The sequence below is a fragment of the Streptomyces bullii genome (assembly GCF_042657145.1).
Classification (GTDB): Bacteria; Actinomycetota; Actinomycetes; order Streptomycetales; family Streptomycetaceae; genus Streptomyces; species Streptomyces bullii.
Genome location: NZ_JBHSNY010000008.1, coordinates 121,554 through 136,247, shown reverse-complemented (window position 1 = coordinate 136,247; position 14,694 = coordinate 121,554). Strand labels below are relative to the sequence as shown.

Here is a 14,694-nt window from a genome sequence, read left to right as displayed (position 1 = left end):
GCTCAGCGCCTGCTGCGGGGGTGGTTCCGGGCGGTTCGCTCGTTTCCGCGTTTGTGGTTGCCGGCCCACCGGGCCATGACGAGCTGGGGGTCACAGGCGGCGGCCTCGGCGAGGAACTGCGCGTCGCGGGGGCCGTGCAGGGTGGTCCCGGGGCGGCCGTGGTGGGTGATGCGGACGGTTCCGTTCGTGTGCTCTTCGTAGGTGAAGCCTTGTGGGTGCGGCATGCCGGGGATCGTACGGGCCGGGACGGCGGCGCCCCCACCGGGTTTCCCCCGCCGCCCGGCCCGTGAAGACGGTCGCGTTCCGTTCCGTCCTGCGGGGCGTGTGCCTACGGCACGACCACGATCTTCCTCCCCACGCCCGCGGCGAACTGCTCCAGCGCCTGCGGGTACCGCTCCAGCGGCACCCGGTCGCTGATGAACACCTCGGGGTCCAGCACCCCGTTCGCGAACAGCTCCGCCGCCCGCTCGAAGCTGTGCAGGACCGCCATCGAGCCGGTGATGGTGATCTCCTGGTTGTAGATGCGGTACGGGTCGATCGTGACCCGGGTCGCGTAGTCGGCCACCCCGAACTGCAGGAACGTGCCCGCCTTGGCCACCCTGTCCAGGCCGTCCTGGATCGCGGCCGCGTTGCCCGTCGCGTCGACCACCACGTCCCAGCCCTGCGGCCTGTCTAGCTCGTCCGCGTGCGCGGCCGAGGCCGACACCCCGAGCCGCCGTGCCGTCTCCAGGCGGGCCGGGTTCACGTCGACCACGTCCACGCTCGCCGCCCCGGTCCGCTTGGCGAGCTCCAGCATCATCAGACCCATCGTGCCCGAGCCGTAGATCAGGACGTGGGCGCCGAGGCGCGAGCGGAGGACGTCGTAGCCGCGCACCGCGCACGACAGCGGCTCCACCAGCGCCGCGTCCTCGGTGCGGACGTGCTCCGGCAGTTTCACGCAGTTCGCCACCGGCGCGACCGCGTACCGGGCCGCCCCGCCCGCCGTCGTCACGCCGATCGCCGCCCAGCGCTCGCAGAGGTTGTTGTGGCCCGTACGGCAGTAGCGGCACTCGTGGCAGTACAGGGAGGGGTCGACGGCCACCCGGTCGCCGGCCGACAGTTCCGTGACCTGGGTGCCCACCGCGACGATCTCGCCCGCGAACTCGTGCCCGGGCACGATCGGCAGCTTCGGCGCGAACTCGCCCTGGAGGATGTGGAGGTCCGTGCCGCACAGTCCGCACGCCGCGACCTCGACGACGACCTCGCGCGGTCCTGGCGTCGGGTCCGGGACCTCGGCGACGACGGCCCGGCCCACGGACTCGATGACGGCGGCCTTCATTTGACGGCTCCCAACGACAGGCCCTGGACCAGCTTGTCCTGGGCGGCGAACCCCGCGGCGAGCACCGGCAGGGAGATGACGAGCGACGCGGCGCACACCTTCGCCAGGAACAGGCCCTGGCTGGTGATGAAGCCGGTCAGGAAGACGGGGGCGGTCTCGGCGACCACGCCCGTGAGCACCCGGGCGAAGAGGAGCTCGTTCCAGCTGAAGATGAAGCAGATCAGGGCGGTGGCGGCGATGCCGGGCAGGGCGATGGGCGCCACCACCCGCCACAGGACCGTCGGCAGCCTCGCGCCGTCGATCTGCGCCGCCTCGATGATCGCGGCCGGCACCTCGGAGAGGAAGGACTGCATCATCCACACCGCGATCGGCAGGTTCATGGCCGTGTAGAGGACGACCAGCGCCCAGATGTTGTCGAGCAGGCCGGTGTTCTTCGCGAACAGGTAGATCGGCAACAGGCCCGCCACCAGCGGCAGCATCTTGGTCGACAGGAAGAAGAACAGGACGTCGGTCCACTTCTTCACCGGCCGGATGGACAGCGCGTACGCGGCGGGCAGCGCGAGGCACAGCGTCAGCAGCGTGGAGACCACCGAGGCCGTCGTCGAGTTGATCAGGGCGGGCCAGGGGCTGGCGCCGCCGCCCGCGCCGAAGAACGCGCGGTAGCTGTCCAGGGTGAGCGAGGCGGCGAGGGAGGGCGGGTTGGTCGCCGCGTCCGCCTCGGAGTGGAAGGACGTCAGGACCATCCAGAGGATGGGCAGCACGAACAGCAGGCCGGCGAGCCACGCGGCGACTCCCAGGGCCGCGCCCTGGAAACGGCCGCGGGACCCTGCCCGCCGTGGGGCGGCGGTGCCGGCGGCGGTGGTGGTGACGGTGGTCATCAGCGGGACACCTCCGCACGGAACAGGGACGACACGACGCGCAGGGCGAAGGTCGCGAGGATCAGCGAGCCGATGACGACGATGACGCCGGCCGCGGAGGCGAGGCCGTTCTCGTGCGCCTGGTAGAAGGTCTGGTAGATGGTGTACGGCAGGTTCGCGGTGCCCAGGCCGCCGGAGGTGATGGTGTACACCGCGTCGAAGTTCTGCACGATGTAGATCGAGCCGAGCAGCACGCTCAGTTCGAGGTAGCGGCGCAGGTGCGGCAGGGTGATGTGGAGGAACACCTGCCGGTCGTTGGCGCCGTCCATCCGGGCCGCCTCGACCAGTTCCGGGTCGCGGCTCTGCAGTCCGGCGAGCAGGATCAGCGTCATGAACGGGGTCCACTGCCAGATCAGTGAGGCCTCGACCGCCACCAGCGGCATCTCGGAGATCCAGTCCGGCTGGACCGCGCCGTCCCCGCCGATCCAGTGCAGGATGCCGTTGAACAAGCCGTACTCGGGGTTGAACAGCACGTGCTTCCACAGCAGCGCGGCCGCGATCGGCACCAGCAGGAACGGGGCGATGAGCATGGTGCGCACGGCGGCCCGGCCCCTGAACCTCCGGTCCAGCAGCAGCGCCAGCACCAGCCCGAGCAGCAGGCTGACGAGCACCACGGTGGCGGTGAGCAGGACGGTCGTGCCCACGGACTTGCGCAGCTCGGGCGTGCTCAGCACCTCGGAGTAGTTGGCGAGGCCGGCGAAGCGGCGGTCGTCCGGGTAGAGCGCGTTCCAGTCGAAGAACGAGATCACCAGCGTGGCCACGAAGGGCAGCTGCGTCACGACGATCATGAAGATCAGCGCGGGCAGCAGCGGGGCCCGGGTGGCCCACGCGCGCATACGGTTCGGCCGCCGGGCCGCCGGCCGCGCGGGGGCGGCGGCGACCCGGGTGGGGGGAGTGGTGACGGTCATGATCCCTGGTACTTCTTTCCGACGGCTTCGGCGAGCTCCTGCGACTTCTTCAGTGCGCTGTCCACGGACTGCCGGCCGGCGATGGCGGAGCTGATCTCCTGGGAGACCTTGGTGCCCAGGTCGGTGAACTCGGGGATGCCGACGAACTGGATGCCGGGCGCGGGCCGGGGCTGCACGCCCGGGTCCTCGGGCTTGGCGTTCGCGATGGCGTCCCGGGTGACGTCCGCGAACGCGGCCGCCTCCTTGCGGTACTGCGGGAGGTCGTAGGTCGACGCCCGCTTGCCCGCCGGCACGTTGGCCCAGCCGATCTTCTCGCCGACGAGCTTCTCGTAGTCCTTGCCGGACGCCCACGAGATGAACTTCCAGGCGTCGTCGGCGTTCTTGGACGCCTTCTGGATGCCCCACGCCCAGGTGTAGAGCCAGCCCGAGCTCTCGGTCTTCTCCACCGGTGCCGGGACATAGCCGATCTTGCCCTTGACCGGGGAGCCGGAGGCCTCCAGGGAACCGGCGCCGGCCGTGGCGTCGTACCACATGGCCGTCTTGCCCTGGGTCATGTTGTTCAGGCACTCGGCGTAGCCGGACTGGGCGGCGCCCGCCTCACCGTGCTCGCGGACCAGGTCGACGTAGAACTTCGTGGCCTCCTTGAACTCCGTGGAGTCCAGCCGCGCCTGCCAGTCCTTGTCGAACCAGGTGCCGCCGAAGGTGTTGACGACCGTGGTCAGCGGCGCCATGACCTCGCCCCAGCCGGGCAGGCCGCGCAGGCAGATGCCCTTCATCCCGGGCTCGGCCCCGTCCACCTTCGCGGCGAGGTCGGCGACCTGTTTCCAGGTGGGCTTGTCGGGCATGGTCAGGCCCTCCTTCTCCAGGACGTCCTTGCGGTACATCAGGAAGGAGGACTCGCCGTAGAAGGGCTCGCCGTAGAGCTTGCCGTCCTCCGCGGTGAGGGCCTGCGTCATCGGGGTGAGGACGTCGTCCTGGTCGAAGGCCTTGTCGCTCTTGACGTACGAGTCCAGGGAGTGCAGCCAGCCGTTCTTGGCGTAGATCGGGATCTCGTAGTTGCTGAGGGTGGCGACGTCGTACTGCCCGGCCTGGTTGGCGAAGTCCTGGCTGATCTTGTCCCGGACGTCGTTCTCGGGCAGGACGGTGAAGTTCACCTTGATCCCGGTGTCCTTGGTGAAGTGGTCGGCTGTGAGCTTTTGCAACTCGACCATCTGCGGGTTGTTCACCATCAGGACGTTGATGGACCGGCCGCCGGAGGATGTGGACCCGCCGGCGCCGGAACAGGCGGCGAGGGGAGCGATCAGCGTCCCTGCGGCAGCCACGGCGAGGAAGGTGCGTGGCACGCGTCGGCTCTGGGTTCGCATGCGGTACTCCTGGACAATTAGGTGCAAAGGGGACTGTTACGGGACGGGGGTGCCCTGCGGAGGTGTCGGGCGGCTCTTCGGGTGCGGTGCGTGACGGCCGGACCGGTCCTCAGACGCGGATGACCTGTGGCCCCAGCAGGGAGTAGCGGTGGGCTTCCGTGGCGGGGAGCAGGGTGCTCGTGACGATCGCCTCCAGCGCGCCCACCTCGGCGAAGCGGCAGAAGCTGACCGCCCCGAACTTGGTGTGGACGCCCGCGAACACCGTGCGCCGCGCGGACCTGATCGCCTGCGACTTCACCTCGCTGACGGCCGGGTCCGGGGTGGTGAGGCCGTGGTCGCGGGAGATGCCGTTGGCGCCGATGAACGCCAGGTCGATGACGAAGCCGGCGAGCATCTTCGTCGTCCAGTGGTCGACGGTGGCCAGGGTTCCGGAGCGGACCCGGCCGCCGAGCAGCAGGACGGTGGTGTTCTCGGCCTCGGTGAGCGCGCCCGCGACCGGCAGGGACGCGGTGACCACGGTCAGCGTCCGGTCCCGGGGGAGGGCCTCGGCGATGAGCTGCGGGGTGAAGCCCTCGTCGACGAAGACCGTCTCGGCGTCCCCGAGCAAGTCGGCCGCGGCGGCCGCGATCCGGCGCTTCTCGGGGACGTGGCTGGTGGCGCGGAAGGCGAGTGTCGTCTCGAAGCCGGCGCTCTCCACGGGGTAGGCGCCGCCGTGGGTGCGGCGGAGCAGGCCGTGGTCCTCCAGGACGCGCAGGTCCCGCCGTACGGTCTCCTTGGCCACGCCCAGTTCGGCCGCGAGCGTGGTGACGTCGACCGAGCCGGTGGCGCGTGCCACCCGCACGATCTCCCGCTGGCGTTCCTCGGCGGTCCACGCCGTCTTCGCCGTCGTCATCGCCGTCACCCGCTTCCGTGCTGTGCTCCTGCCTCGTGCCCCTCCGGCGCGGTCGGGCCGGAGGTGCCCGTTCGGGCCCGGTGGAGCCCTTGGGGGAAGTTCTACAGCGGCAATTCGGGACTGAACAGGCCTGTTACGGATCCGATGCTGCCCGTTTCTGCCCGTTCGACGCGGGGCGTGACCGGCTCGGACCTGCGTCGCTGCGGGTCAGGACGTGAGAGCGGGCAGCGCTCATGCCCGAATGCGGAAGCGGGCGGGCCCGTTCGGTGCCCGCCCGCTTCCGCGCACGTCTGTTTTCCGCCTCGTCGGCCGGATCGGTATGGCCGGATCAGGGCGTCCGGATCCGTACGGCCGGACCAGCGCGGCTTGATCAGTCAGGCTGGATCGGTCCGGCCGGATCGGCGCGTCCGATCAGTACGGCCAGATCGGCGGGTCCGTCACGAAGTGGCCGCCCAGACAGGCGTGCGCCTCGTTCTCCGGGTCCAGCTCGCCCTGTTCGGCGATGAGCTTCTCCGCGTACGGCTCGGAGTCGTCCTGGGGCTCGTAGCCGAGCGCCCGGGCGGTGGACAGGTCCCACCACAGCCGGGTGTTGGCGGAGGAGCCGTAGACGACGGTGTGGCCGACGTGCTCGGCGGTCAGGGCCGCGTGCAGGAGGCGGGCGCCGTCGGCGGGGCTCATCCACACCGAGAGCATGCGCACGCTGGTCGGCTCGGGGAAGCAGGAGCCGATGCGCACCGAGACGGTCTCCAGGCCGTGCTTGTCCCAGTAGAACTGGGCGAGGTCCTCGCCGAAGGACTTGGACAGGCCGTAGAAGGTGTCCGGGCGGCGCGGTGTGTCGATGGGGATCAGCGGGTCGTCGCCCTGAGGGCGGGGCGTGTAGCCGACGGCGTGGTTGGAGGAGGCGAAGACGACGCGCTCGACGCCCTCCTCGCGGGCCGCCTCGTACACGTGGTACGTGCCCTCGATGTTCGCCTTGAGGATCTTTTCGAAGGGGGCTTCCAGGGAGATGCCCGCGAGATGGATGATCGCGTCGACGCCCCGCACGGCCTCGCGTACGGCCTCCTTGTCGGCGAGGTCGGCGACGATCGCGTCCGGCTCGCCCTCGATCGGGCGCAGGTCCAGCAGGCGCAGGTCGTAGCCGTAGTCCGGGAGCAGGCCCCGCATCAGGGTGCCGAGCCCGCCGGCGGCGCCGGTGAGCAGAACGGTGCGGGGAGCGGGCATCCTCGGGTCTCCTTGAATCGGCACGTGCACGTCCACGCACGGCATTCATATGCGTGGACACGCTAAGGAGCGGCGGTGTGACCCGTCAAGTGTGCCGTGTGCGGGGTGAATCCGCTGGTGTGTCGCGCGTTGGCGCGCTTGACCGGCCTCCCCGCGGGCCTCTAGCGTGAGAGCGTTCAGAAATGTAGACACAGATCATGAATATGGAACCGCATATGGAACCGGGAGAGCCCGTGACGTCAGCCCCGCTCGCCGCTCGACTCCGTATCCCCAGCGGCCCGCTGTTCTTCCCGGTCACCGCCTACGGCCCCGACGGCTCCGTCGACCTGGCCACCTACCGCACGCACGTGCGCGGCGGCGTCGAGGCCGGGGCCGCCGCCGTGTTCGCCTGCTGCGGCACCGGGGAGTTCCACGCGCTCGCCCCCGAGGAGTTCGAGGTGTGCGTCCGGGCGGCCGTCGAGGCGGCCGAGGGGCGTGTCCCGGTCGTCGCGGGCGCCGGGTACGGCACCGCGCTCGCCGTCCGGTACGCCCGGCTCGCCGAGGCGGCCGGTGCGGAAGGGCTCCTCGCCATGCCGCCCTACCTCGTCCAGGCCGCCCAGGAAGGGCTGCTGCGGCACTACCGCGAGGTGGCCGCCGCGACCTCGCTGCCCGTCGTCGTCTACCAGCGCGACAACGCCGTGTTCACCCCGGAGACCGTCGTCGAGCTGGCCCGCACCGAGGGGATCATCGGCTTCAAGGACGGGCTCGGCGACCTCGACCTCATGCAGCGGATCGTCAGCGCCGTGCGCACCGAGGTCCCGGGCGACTTCCTCTACTTCAACGGGCTGCCCACCGCGGAGCAGACCCAGCTCGCCTACCGGGGCATCGGCATCACGCTCTACTCGTCCGCCGTGTTCTGCTTCGCCCCGGAGATCGCCGTCGCCTTCTACGAGGCGCTGGGCGCCGGTGACACGGCCACCGTCCAGCGCCTCCTGGACGGCTTCTACCGGCCCTTCGTCGAGCTGCGCGCCCAGGGCCGCGGGTACGCCGTCTCCCTGGTGAAGGCGGGGGTACGGCTGCGCGGACTCGACGTGGGCGAGGTGCGGCCCCCGCTGCACGAGCCGGCCGAGGATCATGTCAAGCAGCTCGCTCAGGTGATCGAGCGTGGGTACGCGCTGCTCGAGGAGGACATGTGAAGGCGTCGGCATTCGTCTACCCCTGGGACGTCAACGGGGACCCGGAGGCCCCCGCCCGGATCGCCCGGCTCGGCGTGGCACAGGTGACACTCGCCGCCGCCTACCACTCCACGCGCGCGCTCACGCCCCGTCACCCGCGCCACCGCGTCGTCACCGCCGAGCACGCCGCCGTGCTGTACCCGGCCGGCGACCGCTGGAAGGACCGGGAGCTGCGCCCGTACCCGGCCGGGGACTGGGCGCCAGGGGACGCCTTCGGCGAGGCGGCCGGCGCGCTCGCGGACGCCGGTCTGGAGGTGCACACCTGGGTCGTCCTCGCGCACAACTCCCGGCTGGGCGCCGAGCACCCGGACACCTCGGTCGTCAACGCCTACGGCGACCGCTACCCGTGGGCGCCGTGCATCGCGCAGTCCGCCACGCGCGCGTACCTCGTCGACCTGGCCGCCGAGGCGGCGGTACGGCCCGGCGCGCGCGGCACCGAACTGGAGTCCCTCGGCTGGTACGGCCTGCAGCACCTGCACGCCCACGACAAGACCGGCGGGGTCGGCCTCGGGGACGCCGGGCAGTACCTGATGGCGCTGTGCTTCTGCCCGGCCTGCCGGGAGGGGTACGGGCGGCACGGCCTGGACGCCGGCCGACTGGCCGCCGAGGTGCGGGCCGCGCTGGAGCCGGTGTGGCGGGGCGCTCCCTCGGACGGGGGCTGGACGGGCGTCGAGAAACTCCTCGGCGCCGCCACGGCCGCGGCCACGCGCGCGTGGCGCGACGAGACCGCCCGCTCCCTCCAGGAGGCGGCGGTCACGGCGGTGCGCGCGGCAGCCCCGGAGGGCTTCCAGGTGCTGCTGCACGCGGACCCGGTGTCGTACCACTGCGGAGCCAACGCCGGCGTCGACCCCGGGCACATCCTGTCCGTCGCGGACGGTGTGGTCGTCCCCTGCGCGGGCGGTACGCGGCTGCTGACGCCGTTCGTGGAGCGGGGCCGCGCGGGCGCCGTCGTCGCGGCCAACTTCACCGTCGTCTCCGGGATGGGCGGCAGCCCGGACACGCTGGCCTCGGACGCGGCACACGCGCGTGCGCTCGGGGCGACGGAACTGCGGCTGTATCACGCCGGGTTGGCGTCGGACGGCGACCTGGAGGCGGTGCGCTCGGCGCTCGCCGGGCTCTGAAACAGCCGGGCGGCGGTCGCCAGCAGGGCCCCGCCCACGGCCACCAGCACCAACCGGTGACCGACCGGTCCCACGAGCGCCGCGCCCAGGGCGAGCCCGACCACGTTCGGCGTGAACACCAGGGTGTTGGCGGTGGCGGTGACCCGGCCCAGCAGGGGTCCCGGGGTTTCGCGCTGCACGGCGGTGAGCGTGGCGATCAGCACGGCCGGCAGGCCCGCGCCGATCGCCACGCCCGACGCCAGGGCCACCGGATCGGACGGCACCGCCCGCACCGCCACGGCCCCGGCCGTCAGCGCGATCCCGCACGCCGCGAACCGCCGCGCCCCGAGGCGGCGCAGGCCGGGCCCGGACAGCAGCCCGACCGCCACCGAGCCCGCGCCCTGCGCGGCGTACAGCACACCCGCGTACGCGGGGGAGTGGCCGAGGGCGTCGACGACGGCGTAGGTCAGCGCCCCGCTCAGGCCCGCGCAGAGCATCGTGGCGCCGCCGGCCAGCACCAGCGGGCGCAGCGCGGAGTGCGACCACAGCCGGCGGGCGCCCTCGGCCGTCTGGTGCCGGCGGCTTCCGGCGGGCGGGCCGGGCTTGTCCTCCCGCACGCGCAGGCACGCGTACAGCGCGGTGGCGAGGACGAACGTGACCGCGTCCAGCAGGGCCACGCCGGGCCCGCCGTACGCCGCGTAGACGCCCGCGCCCGCCAGCGGGGCCAGCAGCTTCATGCCCTCGGTGGCGGTCATCCGCAGCCCGTTGAAGTCGCCGAGCAGGGACCTGTCCACGGCGGTGGCGACCAGCGCCGACTCGGCCGCGTCGTGCACGACGCCCGCCGCGCCGTACACGAACAGCACCGCGTACAGCAGCCACACGCCGTCCGGGGAGTCCACGGTGAAGAGGGTGAGCAGGAGCGCGGCCAGGAGCAGGTTGACGCCGATCAGCAGCGGCTTGCGGCGGGTACGGTCGGCGATCGTGCCCAGCATCGGGCCCGCCAGGGTCGGCGCCCACATCGCCAGCAGGCACAGCGCGGCCAGGCCGTCCGAGCCGGTGAGGTCCTTGACCCACACACCGGACGCCAGCCACAGCGCGGACGTGCCGAAGCCGGAGACCACCACACCGGACAGGTACAGCCCCGCGTCGCGGTCCCGCAGGACGCGCACGACGGTCCGCGGCGTCCTCGCTTTGATCTCTTTCGCTCTGTTCCTTGTCATGCCTGGTCATCGTGGGGCTAAGGACAGGTGGTGGGGATCGGGCAGGTGCCCTATCAACGGCTGAGAGCGATGCCCGGGCGATGAGTCTGGCCCTCCGCGCCGGTCCACCTCCCAGGACGCACAACCCTGAGGAGCCCAGGATGACCGACACGACACCGACCCTCGACCTCGGGCCGCAGACCGCGCTCGTGGCGCGCCTCGCCGAGCGCGTCACCGACGAGCAGCTGGCGGACCCGACGCCCTGTCCGCGGTACGCGGTGCGCCATCTGCTCGGTCACCTGGCCGGGCTGGCCGTCGCCTTCCGCGACGCCGGGCGCAAGGACCTGGGGGTCACGACCGACACCAGCCCGGACGCCGCCGTCCCGGACATCGCGCCCGGGTGGCGTGCGCAGCTGCCCAAGGTGCTCGACGAACTGGCCGAGGCCTGGCGGGACCCGGCTGCCTGGACGGGGACGACCCGCGCCGGAGGCGTGGATCTGCCCGGTGAGGTCGCGGGCCTCGTCGTGACCGACGAGCTGGTGATCCACGGCTGGGACCTGGCCCGCGCGACCGGCCAGTCCTACGAGCCCGACCCCGCGGCCCTCCGAACGTGCCACGCCTTCCTCACCGAGGCCGCCGCCGACCCCGGCCGGGGCGGCGGCATCTTCGGGCCCGTCGTCCCCGTCGACCCGTCCGCCCCCCTGCTGGACCGCGCGATCGGCCTGAGCGGGCGGGACCCGGGCTGGACGCGGCGGCGATAGGGGCGGGACCCGGGCTGGACGAGGCGGCCACAGCGGCGGACGGTCGGTGCGACATCCGCCGCTGTCGGGTCGGCGCGTCGGCGGCGGGCCCTGACCCTCGCGGAGTTGCAGCGGCACACCGATTCCGCCCGGCTCACCGCCGTCTGGCGCGCGCCGCTGCCCGACCGCGCCCCGCTCGCCCGGCGGCGCATCGCGAAGGCGAACAGCTCCAGCACACGCCCGAGGGTGTCGGCGCCGTCGCCTCCCGAGGGCCGCACGCCCAACTTCCTTTGTCAGAAGCATTGACGAAACACAGGGGCGCTCCTACGGTCATCGCGTCGTACTTCGTACGTCATATATGAGACGCGATACGCAAGATCAGATACGCGAGATCCGGCATACCGCGATCGACCTGCTGATGTGATCGACGAGATCCGAGAGGCGCGCATGACCTCTGTGCCCACGCCGATCCCCTCCCGCACGCAGTTCGTGCTGGAGGAGATCAAACGCCGTATCCTGACCGGTCAGTTGACGCCCGGTCAGGCCCTGGTCGAGACCGAGCTCGCCGCACGGTTCGGGGTGTCCAAGACCCCGGTGCGCGAGGCGCTCAAGACCCTGGCCGGCACCGGACTGGTGGTGATGAGCCAGTACAAGGGCGTCACGGTGCGCATGGTCGACGCGGACATGGCGCGCGAGGTCTACGATGTGCGGCTGCTGCTGGAGCCTGAGGCGCTGAAGCGCGCGGTGCGGCGCGGGGCGTCCCTCGACGCCGCCCGTGCAGCGCTGACCAGGGCGGACATGGCCACCGACACCGCCGAACGCTCCCTGGCCAACCGCGAGTTCCACCGCGCCCTGTACCTGCCGTGCGGCAATCCGCTGCTCGGCCGGATGCTCGACGAGGTCCGCGACCAGGCCGCACTGGTCTCCGCGGTCGCCTGGGCCGCCGACCCGTCCTGGGAACGGGAGGCGAACGAGCACCGGGAGATCCTGCGGCTCGCCCTCGACGGGGACGCGGACGGCGCGGCGCGCGCCCTCCACGCCCACATCGCGTCGTTCGTCGAGCGGGCCTTCCCCTCCGTGGAGGACGGGGCCCAGGGGGAGGACGGTCAGGCATGACAGCGACGTTCGAGACCCAGCGGGCGGCCCTGGCCGACGTGGTGGCGATCCCGGTGACCCCGTTCGCCGAGGACGGCTCCGTCGAGCGGGACACCTACCGGGCCCTGCTGCGTCGTCTGCTCGACGGTGGCATCACGACCCTCACCCCCAACGGCAACACGGGCGAGTTCTACGCCCTCACCCCCGAAGAGCGCCGCCTGGTCACCGAATTGACGGTCGACGAGGCCGGGGACCGCTCGACGATCCTCGTCGGGATCGGGCACGACGTGCCCACCGCCATCGCCTCCGCCCGCCACGCCCGCGACCTCGGCGCGCAGATGGTGATGGTCCACCAGCCCGTCCACCCCTACGTCTCGCAGGCCGGCTGGGTCGACTACCACCGCGCCGTCGCCGAGGCCGTCCCCGAGCTCGGGGTCGTCCCGTACATCCGCAACGCGCAGCTCACCGGCGCCCGCCTCGCCGAACTCGCCGACGCCTGCCCGAACGTCATCGGCGTGAAGTACGCCGTGCCGGACGCCGCGAGGTTCGCCGCGTTCGCACGCGACGCGGGGCTGGACCGCTTCGTGTGGGTCGCCGGGCTCGCCGAGCCGTACGCCCCCTCCTACTTCTCCGCCGGCGCCACCGGCTTCACCTCCGGCCTGGTGAACGTCGCCCCGGCCGTCTCGCTGAACATGATCGAGGCGCTGCGCTGCGGCGACTACCCGGCCGCCATGAAGGTCTGGGAGCAGATCCGCCGCTTCGAGGAGCTGCGCGCCGCCAACGGCTCCGCCAACAACGTCACGGTCGTCAAAGAGGCCCTCGCCTCGCTCGGGCTGTGCCGCCGCGAGGTCCGCCCCCCGAGCAAGCCGCTGCCCGAGACCGAACGGGCCGAGGTCGCCGCCATCGCCGCCGGGTGGTCGATATGAACGCGCCGAGGAAGCGCCCCGAAGAGCTCAGAAGCCACCAGTGGTACGGGACCGAGGGCCTGCGGTCCTTCAGCCACCGCGCCCGGACCCGCCAGCTCGGCTACCTGCCCGAGGAGCACCTGGGCAAGCCGGTCATCGCGGTCCTCAACACCTGGTCCGACATCAACCCCTGCCACGTGCACCTGCGCGACCGCGCCCAGGCCGTGAAGCGGGGCGTGTGGCAGGCGGGCGGCTTCCCCCTGGAGTTCCCGGTCTCCACCCTCTCCGAGACCTTCCAGAAGCCGACCCCGATGCTCTACCGCAACCTGCTCGCGATGGAGACCGAGGAGCTGCTGCGGTCGTACCCGGTCGACGGGGCCGTGCTGATGGGCGGCTGCGACAAGTCCACGCCCGCGCTGCTCATGGGCGCCGCGTCCGTGGACCTGCCGGCCGTGTTCGTCCCGGCCGGTCCCATGCTGCCGGGCCACTGGCGCAACGAGGTCCTCGGCTCCGGCACCGACATGTGGAAGTACTGGGACGACAAGCGTGCCGGCCTCATCGGCGACTGCGAGATGCAGGAACTGGAGAACGGCCTGGCCCGCTCGCCCGGCCACTGCATGACGATGGGCACGGCCTCCACGCTCACCGCCGCTGCCGAGGCGCTCGGCGTGACCGTGCCGGGTGCCTCCAGCATCCCGGCCGTCGACTCCGGGCACGACCGGATGGCCGCCAAGGCCGGCATGACCATCGTCGACCTGGTCCACAAGGGCCGGAAGCTGACCGACGTCCTCACGGCCGAGGCCTTCGAGGACGCGGTCACCACCGTCCTCGGCCTCGGCGGCTCCACCAACGCCGTGATCCACCTGATCGCCATGGCCGGCCGTGCGGGCGTCAAACTCACGCTCGACGACTTCGACCGCATCGCCCGGACCGTCCCGGTGCTCGCCAACGTGAGGCCCGGCGGACGGACGTACCTGATGGAGGACTTCCACTTCGCGGGCGGCCTGCCCGGGTTCCTCTCCCGGATCCCGGACCTGCTGCACCTGGAGCGGCCCACCGTCTCGTACGACACGATGCGCGAGCAGCTCGCCGGCGCGCAGGTGCACCACGACGACGTGATCCGGCCCCGGGACAACCCGGTCGCGCGCGAGGGCGGGGTCGCGGTGCTGCGCGGCAACCTCTGCCCGGACGGTGCCGTCATCAAGCACATCGCCGCCGAGCCGCACCTGCTCAAGCACACCGGTCCCGCGGTCGTCTTCGACGACTACAAGACCATGCAGCGGACCATCAACGACCCGTCCCTGGGCATCACCGCCGACAGCGTGCTGGTGCTGCGCAACGCCGGCCCCAAGGGCGGCCCGGGCATGCCCGAGTACGGGATGCTGCCCATCCCCGACCACCTGCTCAAGCAGGGCGTGCGGGACATGGTCCGGATCTCCGACGCCCGGATGAGCGGGACGAGTTACGGCGCGTGCGTGCTGCACGTGGCTCCCGAGTCGTACGTCGGCGGACCGCTGGCGCTGGTGCGCACCGGCGACCTGATCACCCTCGACGTCGAGAACAGGACCCTCCGTCTCGACGTCGACGACGAGGAGTTGGAGCGCCGCAGGGCGGAGTGGACGCCGCCGCCCACCCGGTACGAGCGGGGCTACGGCGCGCTCTACAACGAGCAGATCACGCAGGCCGACACCGGCTGCGACTTCGAGTTCCTGGCCCGCCCGGGCACGGTGCAGGACCCGTACGCGGGCTGACCACCGCAGCACCAGCCGAACGGCATTCGCGCGACTCGGCACACCCCTGCCTGGTGGGAAAGCGCTTCCC

At 72.0% G+C, this 14,694-nt stretch carries 14 protein-coding genes; 6 read left to right on the top strand and 8 right to left on the bottom strand.

Going from position 1 to position 14,694, the window contains the following annotated elements; all coding sequences use genetic code 11:
• Positions 1-2: 2 nt before the first annotated feature.
• The 7 genes from ACFPZJ_RS23520 to ACFPZJ_RS23490 form a co-directional block, all read right to left on the bottom strand.
• Entirely contained in the window at positions 3-224 is a 222-nt protein-coding gene (locus tag ACFPZJ_RS23520) for a hypothetical protein (RefSeq protein WP_381024997.1), read from the bottom strand.
• A 104-nt stretch (positions 225-328) separates the two neighbouring features.
• Positions 329-1,318, bottom strand: coding sequence for a zinc-dependent alcohol dehydrogenase family protein (locus ACFPZJ_RS23515; RefSeq protein WP_381024995.1), 990 nt, complete (start codon positions 1,316-1,318; stop codon positions 329-331).
• Positions 1,315-2,196 (bottom strand): carbohydrate ABC transporter permease, encoded by an 882-nt coding sequence (locus ACFPZJ_RS23510; protein WP_381024993.1) that lies wholly within the window; start codon positions 2,194-2,196, stop codon positions 1,315-1,317. Before ACFPZJ_RS23510 ends, ACFPZJ_RS23515 begins: the two co-directional genes overlap by 4 nt.
• On the bottom strand, positions 2,196-3,143 hold the full coding sequence (locus ACFPZJ_RS23505; protein WP_381024990.1) for a carbohydrate ABC transporter permease: 948 nt from the start codon (positions 3,141-3,143) through the stop codon (positions 2,196-2,198). Before ACFPZJ_RS23505 ends, ACFPZJ_RS23510 begins: the two co-directional genes overlap by 1 nt.
• Entirely contained in the window at positions 3,140-4,507 is a 1,368-nt protein-coding gene (locus tag ACFPZJ_RS23500; protein WP_381024987.1) for an ABC transporter substrate-binding protein, read from the bottom strand. Before ACFPZJ_RS23500 ends, ACFPZJ_RS23505 begins: the two co-directional genes overlap by 4 nt.
• A gap of 109 nt (positions 4,508-4,616) precedes the next feature.
• Positions 4,617-5,399 (bottom strand): DeoR/GlpR family DNA-binding transcription regulator, encoded by a 783-nt coding sequence (locus ACFPZJ_RS23495; protein ID WP_381024985.1) that lies wholly within the window; start codon positions 5,397-5,399, stop codon positions 4,617-4,619.
• 411 nt (positions 5,400-5,810) lie between these two features.
• A complete protein-coding gene (locus ACFPZJ_RS23490) occupies positions 5,811-6,620 on the bottom strand; it encodes an NAD-dependent epimerase/dehydratase family protein (protein ID WP_381024983.1) in 810 nt (269 codons plus the stop codon).
• A gap of 233 nt (positions 6,621-6,853) precedes the next feature.
• On the opposite strand from ACFPZJ_RS23490, the gene ACFPZJ_RS23485 reads away from it, so the two are divergent.
• Complete coding sequence (locus ACFPZJ_RS23485; protein WP_381024980.1) at positions 6,854-7,795, top strand: 5-dehydro-4-deoxyglucarate dehydratase; 942 nt, start codon at positions 6,854-6,856, stop codon at positions 7,793-7,795.
• On the top strand, positions 7,792-8,955 hold the full coding sequence (locus ACFPZJ_RS23480; RefSeq protein WP_381024978.1) for a hypothetical protein: 1,164 nt from the start codon (positions 7,792-7,794) through the stop codon (positions 8,953-8,955). Before ACFPZJ_RS23485 ends, ACFPZJ_RS23480 begins: the two co-directional genes overlap by 4 nt.
• On the opposite strand, the gene ACFPZJ_RS23475 is transcribed toward ACFPZJ_RS23480, so the two are convergent.
• Positions 8,892-10,154 carry an MFS transporter gene (locus ACFPZJ_RS23475; protein WP_381024975.1) on the bottom strand — a complete coding sequence of 421 codons (1,263 nt, stop codon included), beginning with the start codon at positions 10,152-10,154 and terminating at the stop codon, positions 8,892-8,894. The genes ACFPZJ_RS23480 and ACFPZJ_RS23475 overlap by 64 nt on opposite strands.
• A gap of 140 nt (positions 10,155-10,294) precedes the next feature.
• On the opposite strand from ACFPZJ_RS23475, the gene ACFPZJ_RS23470 reads away from it, so the two are divergent.
• From ACFPZJ_RS23470 to araD, 4 genes are all read left to right on the top strand, one after another.
• Positions 10,295-10,894, top strand: coding sequence for a TIGR03086 family metal-binding protein (locus ACFPZJ_RS23470; protein ID WP_381024972.1), 600 nt, complete (start codon positions 10,295-10,297; stop codon positions 10,892-10,894).
• A gap of 426 nt (positions 10,895-11,320) precedes the next feature.
• Positions 11,321-11,989: a GntR family transcriptional regulator gene (locus tag ACFPZJ_RS23465; protein WP_381024970.1), complete on the top strand. Its 669-nt coding sequence runs from the start codon at positions 11,321-11,323 to the stop codon at positions 11,987-11,989.
• On the top strand, positions 11,986-12,894 hold the full coding sequence (locus tag ACFPZJ_RS23460; RefSeq protein WP_381024968.1) for a dihydrodipicolinate synthase family protein: 909 nt from the start codon (positions 11,986-11,988) through the stop codon (positions 12,892-12,894). The genes ACFPZJ_RS23465 and ACFPZJ_RS23460 overlap by 4 nt, the downstream gene beginning before the upstream one ends.
• A complete protein-coding gene (gene araD / locus ACFPZJ_RS23455) occupies positions 12,891-14,624 on the top strand; it encodes an L-arabinonate dehydratase (protein WP_381024966.1) in 1,734 nt (577 codons plus the stop codon). Before ACFPZJ_RS23460 ends, araD begins: the two co-directional genes overlap by 4 nt.
• The last annotated feature ends 70 nt before the right edge of the window (positions 14,625-14,694 follow it).

Excerpts from the sequence above, each read along its gene's own strand:
- ACFPZJ_RS23520 (WP_381024997.1), bottom strand. The coding sequence starts at position 224 with ATGCCGCACCCACAAGGCTTCACCTACGAAGAGCACACGAACGGAACC.
- ACFPZJ_RS23515 (WP_381024995.1), bottom strand. The coding sequence starts at position 1,318 with ATGAAGGCCGCCGTCATCGAGTCCGTGGGCCGGGCCGTCGTCGCCGAG.
- ACFPZJ_RS23510 (WP_381024993.1), bottom strand. The coding sequence starts at position 2,196 with ATGACCACCGTCACCACCACCGCCGCCGGCACCGCCGCCCCACGGCGG.
- ACFPZJ_RS23505 (WP_381024990.1), bottom strand. The coding sequence starts at position 3,143 with ATGACCGTCACCACTCCCCCCACCCGGGTCGCCGCCGCCCCCGCGCGG.
- ACFPZJ_RS23500 (WP_381024987.1), bottom strand. The coding sequence starts at position 4,507 with ATGCGAACCCAGAGCCGACGCGTGCCACGCACCTTCCTCGCCGTGGCT.
- ACFPZJ_RS23495 (WP_381024985.1), bottom strand. The coding sequence starts at position 5,399 with ATGACGACGGCGAAGACGGCGTGGACCGCCGAGGAACGCCAGCGGGAG.
- ACFPZJ_RS23490 (WP_381024983.1), bottom strand. The coding sequence starts at position 6,620 with ATGCCCGCTCCCCGCACCGTTCTGCTCACCGGCGCCGCCGGCGGGCTC.
- ACFPZJ_RS23475 (WP_381024975.1), bottom strand. The coding sequence starts at position 10,154 with ATGACAAGGAACAGAGCGAAAGAGATCAAAGCGAGGACGCCGCGGACC.
- ACFPZJ_RS23470 (WP_381024972.1), top strand. The coding sequence starts at position 10,295 with ATGACCGACACGACACCGACCCTCGACCTCGGGCCGCAGACCGCGCTC.
- ACFPZJ_RS23465 (WP_381024970.1), top strand. The coding sequence starts at position 11,321 with ATGACCTCTGTGCCCACGCCGATCCCCTCCCGCACGCAGTTCGTGCTG.
- ACFPZJ_RS23460 (WP_381024968.1), top strand. The coding sequence starts at position 11,986 with ATGACAGCGACGTTCGAGACCCAGCGGGCGGCCCTGGCCGACGTGGTG.
- araD (WP_381024966.1), top strand. The coding sequence starts at position 12,891 with ATGAACGCGCCGAGGAAGCGCCCCGAAGAGCTCAGAAGCCACCAGTGG.